The 1,147-nt window shown below is 70.4% G+C and carries 1 protein-coding gene; it reads left to right on the top strand.

Going from position 1 to position 1,147, the window contains the following annotated elements; translation table 11 throughout:
* Positions 1-525 precede the first annotated feature (525 nt).
* Positions 526-1,147 (top strand): DUF222 domain-containing protein (locus ABD086_RS25200; protein ID WP_343911434.1); only part of this gene is annotated, 622 nt, incomplete at its 3' end.

Below are 1,147 nucleotides of genomic sequence, written 5' to 3'. Positions count from 1 at the left end.
CCGTGGTTGCGGTCGACATGGCAGCGAACGGGGACGGCGGGTGGGTGGTTGCGGCCGGCGCCCGGGTCACCGTTGGTCGAGCTTGTCGAGACCCCGGACGGCGAACGGCGAGCCGTCGACTGGGAGCACCTCGCCGCGGCTTCGGGATGCGACCGATAGGCAGCGAACGGAGACGGCGGGTGGGTGGTTGCGGCCGGCGCCCGGCTCACCGTTGGTCGAGCTTGTCGAGACCCCGGACGGCGAACGCTGAGCTGTCGACTGACAGCACCTCGCCGCGGCTTCGGGATGCGACCGATAGGCAGCGAATGGGGACGCTGAGCGCGTGGTTGCGGCCGGCGCCCGGCTCGCCGGTTCGCGCGGGCCCGGTGGTTGAGGTGCGAGCGAAGCGAGCCTCGAAACCACCACCCGAATCCAGCCGAGATTTTACCTTCTGATTTTCGGGAAGATGCCCAGAACCCTGTGGATAAAGGGCTTCTGGGCACTTCCACTGTCGGTGGCGGGTGCTTGAGTAGTCCCATGACAGCGATGGCCACACCCCGGCACCGGGTGTCGGCTGCGACCGCGCAGATGCGGGCCGCGGCCGACGCGGTGACCGATGCGTCGGTGTGGTCCATGGACGCTCAGGAGACGGCGTCGACGCTGGTGGAGATCAGCCGACTGGAAGCCCAGGTCGCCGAGCTCAAGGCCCGAGTCGCGGCGCACGCCGACGAGCTGCATGTCGGTCAGGAGAAGGGGGCGTCGTCGGCGGCGGCGTGGCTGGCGCACGAGACGAAGACGACCCCGGGTGCTGCTCATGGGGCGGTGCGGTTGGGCCGGGACCTGGAGGCCCATCCCGCGACCAGGGATGCGCTGGCCGCCGGCAGGATCCACACCGATCAGGCGCGGGTGATCGTCCGGTGGGTCGAGGACCTGCCCGACACGGTCCCGGCGGAGAAGGTCACCGAGGCGGAGGCGTTCCTGCTCGAGCAGGCCCGGCATCACGACGCGAAGGCTCTGAACCGGCTCGGGCGCCGGTTGTTCGAGGTGATCGCCCCCGAGGAGGCCGACGCCCGCGAAGCAGCCCTCCTCGCCAGAGAGGAAGAAGCGGCCGCGAAGGCGTGCTCGCTCAGGATGCGCGACGACGGCCGCGGCAAGACCCACGGCGAGT

Source organism: Nocardioides aquiterrae (assembly GCF_039526625.1).
GTDB classification, from domain to species: Bacteria; Actinomycetota; Actinomycetes; order Propionibacteriales; family Nocardioidaceae; genus Nocardioides; species Nocardioides aquiterrae.
Note: the sequence above shows the minus strand (reverse complement) of the source record. Positions and strands in the feature narration are given on the sequence as shown.